Source organism: Leptolyngbya sp. FACHB-321 (assembly GCF_014695975.1).
In the GTDB taxonomy this organism is placed as follows: Bacteria; Cyanobacteriota; Cyanobacteriia; order Leptolyngbyales; family Leptolyngbyaceae; genus Stenomitos.
The window spans coordinates 1-5,502 of record NZ_JACJPI010000003.1 but is presented as its reverse complement, the minus strand read 5'-3'; the positions used below and the strand labels follow the sequence as shown (position 1 = coordinate 5,502).

At 50.9% G+C, this 5,502-nt stretch carries 2 protein-coding genes; one reads left to right on the top strand and one right to left on the bottom strand.

What is annotated here, in order from left to right:
* On the top strand, nucleotides 1–1,052 hold a 1,052-nt coding region (locus tag H6F76_RS00035), incomplete at its 5' end, for a calcium-binding protein (protein ID WP_190504827.1).
* Nucleotides 1,053–1,461: 409 nt separating this feature from the next.
* On the opposite strand, the gene H6F76_RS00030 is transcribed toward H6F76_RS00035, so the two are convergent.
* On the bottom strand, nucleotides 1,462–5,037 hold the full coding sequence (locus H6F76_RS00030; protein ID WP_190504825.1) for an alkaline phosphatase: 3,576 nt from the start codon (nucleotides 5,035–5,037) through the stop codon (nucleotides 1,462–1,464).
* Nucleotides 5,038–5,502: the final 465 nt, after the last annotated feature.

Genomic DNA, 5,502 nt, shown 5'->3' with positions numbered 1-5,502 from the left:
TTGAAGGAACAGCAATTGGAAGTGAATCAAACCCTGCAACGCGCACAGGTTTCAACTTTATAAGCTTGTGCTACCTATTTGCAAATTGCGCAAAATCTTTTGCTCAGTCACAGTCGGTGATTGACACAGGCGGTAACACCAAATTTTTTGCTACCGAAGGCACGTTGATAATCAAAGCCTTTGGTGGCGCTGGTACAGGTGTGAATCCTACTGCCGACGTGATCGCTGAAGTAGATATGCTCATCTTCAGCGGCAGTGCTTTGGTTGCCGAGACTTTGCAACTGACCCAATTCGGCAGCGATTTAGAACTCAGCTTCCTCGGTCAGACCGAGGGCAAGGTCGTGCTGAAAAACTTCGCGATCGAAGACCTGGACAATCTCCAGCGCTCCACAGGTGCCAGTGTAGACATCGGCAACATCCTGTTCAATGGGCAAACCACTATCCAGGACAGCTTCGATGTTTTCAACGCTGATTGGAACTACAGTCAAGTCTTTAACCGCAACACCGTTACCTTCCTCAACGATTTGAACAACACCATCCAGGGGTTTGAAACCTCTAAAGATGTCATCAATGGTCAGGGTGGTAACGATCACATCAATGGTCTCAGCGGTGACGATCTTTTACGCGGTGGAGATGGTAACGATCGCTTGTACGGGGGGGCTGGCAACGATCAACTTACAGGCGATGCGGGTGTCGATCGCTTTCTCTTTGCCTCTGATAGAGCCTTTAAGCTTGAAGACTTAGGCGTTGATACCATTACTGATTTCAATAGAGCTGAGGGCGACAGAATTATCCTGAGCCGCACTACCTTCACTAACCTTAAGGGTACTGGGCGATCGCTGGCTGCAGACGACTTTGCCACCCTTTCTACCCCTGCCAATGGTGCCTCCCTCGCGGCGGGTAGTACTGCCCGCATCGTTTTCGATCGTTTCAGTGGCGACCTTTATTACAACCAAAACGTTGCTAGCGCTGGGTTTGGCACTGGTGGCAAGTTTGCCACTCTCTCACCACTCTCATCACTGAGCAACTCAGATATCAGCCTCAACGCATAATCTGTTTTGTAGTACACCACAGCACTACCGACGGACAGCGGTCAGACTTAGCAACAGCTAATGGCTCACCACTGTTTCCTGGAAACACGATGTCTGCGAGCAACAGGCACTTTGTCTTCAAGCGAGTCCCTATGTCATCCCTCTTTTGTTACTCTAATCGGATAGAAATTTACAAGCTGTGCTGCACAGCGGTTTCGCTTCTCTGGTGCCTTTTAGCTCTCTTATTGAGAAAGAGAAGATGGATAAGGCTTTCAGACTTTACTCCATCGAAAGTGACAAAAGAGGTATTAGTCAATCTGTGCAACATCTGATAACAAAAGGACAGGAGCAAGTACGTTGAACCGTACTTGCTCCTGTCCTCGTCAACGCAGCAAAAGAGCAAAGTGCAAATAAGCTGCCCAGCTCTACTTTAAGCAGTCAGCAGGAAATTAGCTTGTGTCAGACTGCTGGCTTGAACACCGACCACGGTGGCTAGAAGCTCACTGGTGCTACCGATTCGAATCAGCGCGTTATTCGCGTCTGCACCTGTCCCTTGGAGAATGCTTAACCGTCCAAAAGTTAAACCACCTGACAGGGCAAACTTATCCCCTTCCAAGAGGCTGAAGTCTTGAACCGTGTCTGAGCCACTCCCCCTTGCCAACACAAAGACATCAGCGTCTGAGCCGCCCACTAGGGTATCGTTTCCACGTCCGCCATCCAGGTAGTCGTAGCCAGCGCCCCCGCGTAGGAGATCGGCGCCGCTGAGTCCGAAGCTGCGATCGTCACCACCTTGAGTATTGATGACATCATCGGAGTGATCAAACCCGCGCACACTGTTGTCTAGCTCGTTGAGAAAGGTGACCGAGTTGCGGTTGAAGATTTGCTCTAAATCCCACTCCGCATTAAACACGTCAAAGCTGTCTTGAACACTGCTTTGCCCATCAAACACAAGGTTTCCAAGGTTCACAGAGGCTCCAGTAGACTGGCTCAAATTGTCCAGGTTGTCCAATTGAAAATTCCGTAGAATGGCGCCCGTAGCGGCAACGCCCTCAAAACTGACCACTAGATCATCGCCTTTTTGAGTCAGTACCAGATTGCGAGCGGTCAAGTCTGCACCCTTAAATTGGATCGTGTCTACCTCAGCGATCGTGTTTTCTGAAGGATTGGCACCGCGACCAATCCCGCCGAAATTTACTACGGCTAGATAGCCCTCGCCTGCCGTCACTTCAGCCGTCCTGGCTCCACCCTCAGCCTTGACCACTGCCGAAAAACGCACTCCAAACAATGTTTGGTACATAAGGCGGTAAATTTCGGTGTTGTCTAAAGTGCTAGGCAGTTGTTCAGCATTCATACCGTAGGTTTTGGAAACAATGCTGCCAGGGAAGTCGGGTGTGCCGACCCACCCAACGGCAAAATTTCCCATTGCACCATCCAGACTAGCCATCGATGTGAATGGTCTCCAGGGAAAGTCAGCGCTCGCCGTGCTGCCATTCACACCATCCAGAAAATTACGAGTTGTGTTCGTCGTCGTTGGGTTGACGTTGATAAAAGGAACTTGAGGCTCACTGTCAAGTAGTGCCGGGGTACTGGTGAAGTTTCCGGTCGGACGGGCATACGGAACATACTGGAAAACCTGTAACCCGCCGGCATCGCTGTCGGCAGCCGTAATCACCAGCGTGTTGGGATCTTGGCTATCAACGTAGTCTATGGCAACCCCGATCGCCACATCGGCTCGTCGAATCGCTTCCACCGTGCCAACCGCATTATTGTTGTTGGCAAAGTTATCGCTACCTTCTTCCTCAACCACTGCAAAGAAGCCATCTGGGTCTTGCTGGAGGATTTTGAGCGATGCATCCAGCATTTCAGCCACCGTAGGAGCGGTGGCGACGTAGAGCGGCTGTGGATTTGCTGTGTTTAAACCAAGTGCTTCCTCGGTGACATCATCAAAGGTATGAATAGCCGCAAACACACCCAGAAGTTTCTGGGGTGGGTTTGATCCACTCACCGCTGCATTCATTTGCTCCTCGGTGTAGACCACTGTGTAGCCTAAAGATTCTGCTAGCTCAATCAAGTTAGTTGTTGGACGGCGTTCTGGACGGCTTTCATTAGCATCAAGTGCAGCCGTAACATGAAAACCCGTTGTGCCTTTGGGCAGCATATAAAGTTCGCCACCACCAAAAATGACATTGGTGCCAGAGCGAATCACCTGTTCAATGATTTCAGAGTATTTATCGCGCGCTCGGATGTCGTTTGCTAAACGATTTGTCGTTTCAGCAACAAAGGCAGCAGAGCCAGGTTCTGCTAAATGGCCCGATTGGATCAGGGCGGTCGCTTTGCCAGCGTCGATCGCTTCTTCCAGGATCGTTTTGCCAACTTTCCCAGACAGCGGCACAACCTCAGTATTATCCTCCTCTAGACCAAAGGACTCATCAAAGACCCTGACACCGTTGGCATGAGTGACAGCGCCCGCGTTGGATGTTCCAGTCAGCTGGTTTTCCATATGCCCCAGGTAAACGCCCGCGTTGGACATCCGATCCCAGTTCAACCGACCATCCGGACCCTTGTCGATGTTCCGTAGCGCCATGTAATGCGAAGGGCTGGTACCATCTGGGTGAATGAAGATGACGTTCCCTGTGTCCTGGGTTGCAGTGGGAGCAGTCGTGGGTGGTGTAACGCGAGAGGGCAATTCAGTCTTAAACAGCGTCTCGTACATCAACTCGTACATGCCTGTGTTATCGACTGTAGCAGGCAGTTTGTCTGCATTGAGGCCATGCGCTTTGCTAACGATCGAGCCGCTGAAATCAGGAGTGCCCACCCAGCCAACGGCGAAAGGTAGAACATCGCCATTGGCGTCAGGAGCTGCAACAAAGGGTAGGGTATTGGCGCCGGTTTGACCGTCAAGGGGAACCGGTCGGCTTGAAGTGGTGGGGTTACTGTTAACAGTGCCAACGGGTGCCGTGGGATCGTCGCGATCAAGGGTTTGCAATCCGCCGGCATCACTATCCGCCGCTGTTAACAGCAAAGTGTTGGGATACTTATTGATAAAGTTTACTGCGACACCGATTGCGGCATCGGCTCGTCGGGTGCCTTCGATCGTTCCAGCGGCATTGTTGTTGTTCCCAAAGTTGTCGCTACCTTCCTCTTCGACGATCGCAATGGAGCCATTGTTGAAGTTGGGGTGCTTTTCCATCAACTTCTGAGTGACATCCAACATTTCACCAATGGTTGGAGCTGTCTCACGGTAGAGCGGCAGCTGGCTTTGAGCTAAAACTTCTTCAGGGCGATCGTTAAAAGTGTGAACCGGAGCAAAGACCCCTAATACTTTGGTTGGCGGGGTGGAGTACTTAGTAGGATCGAGCAAAGCGTTGAGTTGTTGCTCGGTATAGACGACGGTGTAACCTAAGCTCCTTGCCAGGTCGATCAAGTTCTCCGATGGACGTTGCAGCGCGTTGGTGCTCAGGGCATTGTACTCAGCGGCAGTGCCGTGAAAGCCATTCTGTCCCACCGGAATCATGTTGAGTTCGCCGCCGCCCAGAATGAAATCGGCACCCGACAGAATCACCTCTCTGGTGATGTCTGCTAACCGTTGACGGGGTGGAATCCGCTGACCGTCGACGGTCGTCTCACCGACTTGAGCCACGAAGGCAGCGGTACCCGGTTCATAGGCTGCTCCTGACTGCACTAAAGCGGTCACTTTATTGGTGGCAATCGCCTCTTGAACGATCGTCTTACCTGTGTTGCCAGATAACGACTTAATGGGAGAACCATCGGCATTGAGACCAAACGACTCTGCATAGGTTTTTGCGCCCGTTGCATGAGTAACGGCACCCGCATTGGAGGTTCCTCCTAACTGGTCTTCCAGGTGCCCCAAGTAGACGCCTGCGCGATCAAGCGTGTCCCAATTTAAGCGCCCATCGGGACCCTTATCAATAAAGCGGGCGGCCGCGTAGTGAGAAGGGCTGGTGCCATCAGGGTGAATGAAAATAACGTGATTTCCAGTGGTCATGATATTTTAATTTTTTGATTGGTGGGTAAAGACTCGTTGTTAGTCAGGAGCAGTTTTGCCTGACGCTTTCGCACAAAAACTCCTCCAACGGTTAGTGCCGTTGGAGCACAAGTAAGGGTGATGCGAACGATGAGTTTGCTGCTGGTTTAACTCCGGGTCAGCGGCTGTTGAAAGCTAAAATTTTCTTCTGTAAGAGACTCGTCACAACTCATGCGGTCTCTCTAAACAAAGTGCTGATGCTTCTCTCAAGCATTTCATGTCAAGGTTAAGGCTGTTTAAGGGTTTCTTTTCCCTCGATTTAAGAAACCTCGAAGGAAATTGTTCTGCTTGCAACCAATCGGGTTGTGTTGCAGTTGTAAGTAGCTAGTCAGAATTAAATATAAAACGTTCAACAGGATAGCCGCGCCTTTGACCGCATTGCTCAATGATAGCCATCAGTGTCATCGCTAAGTCGTACTCATGCTC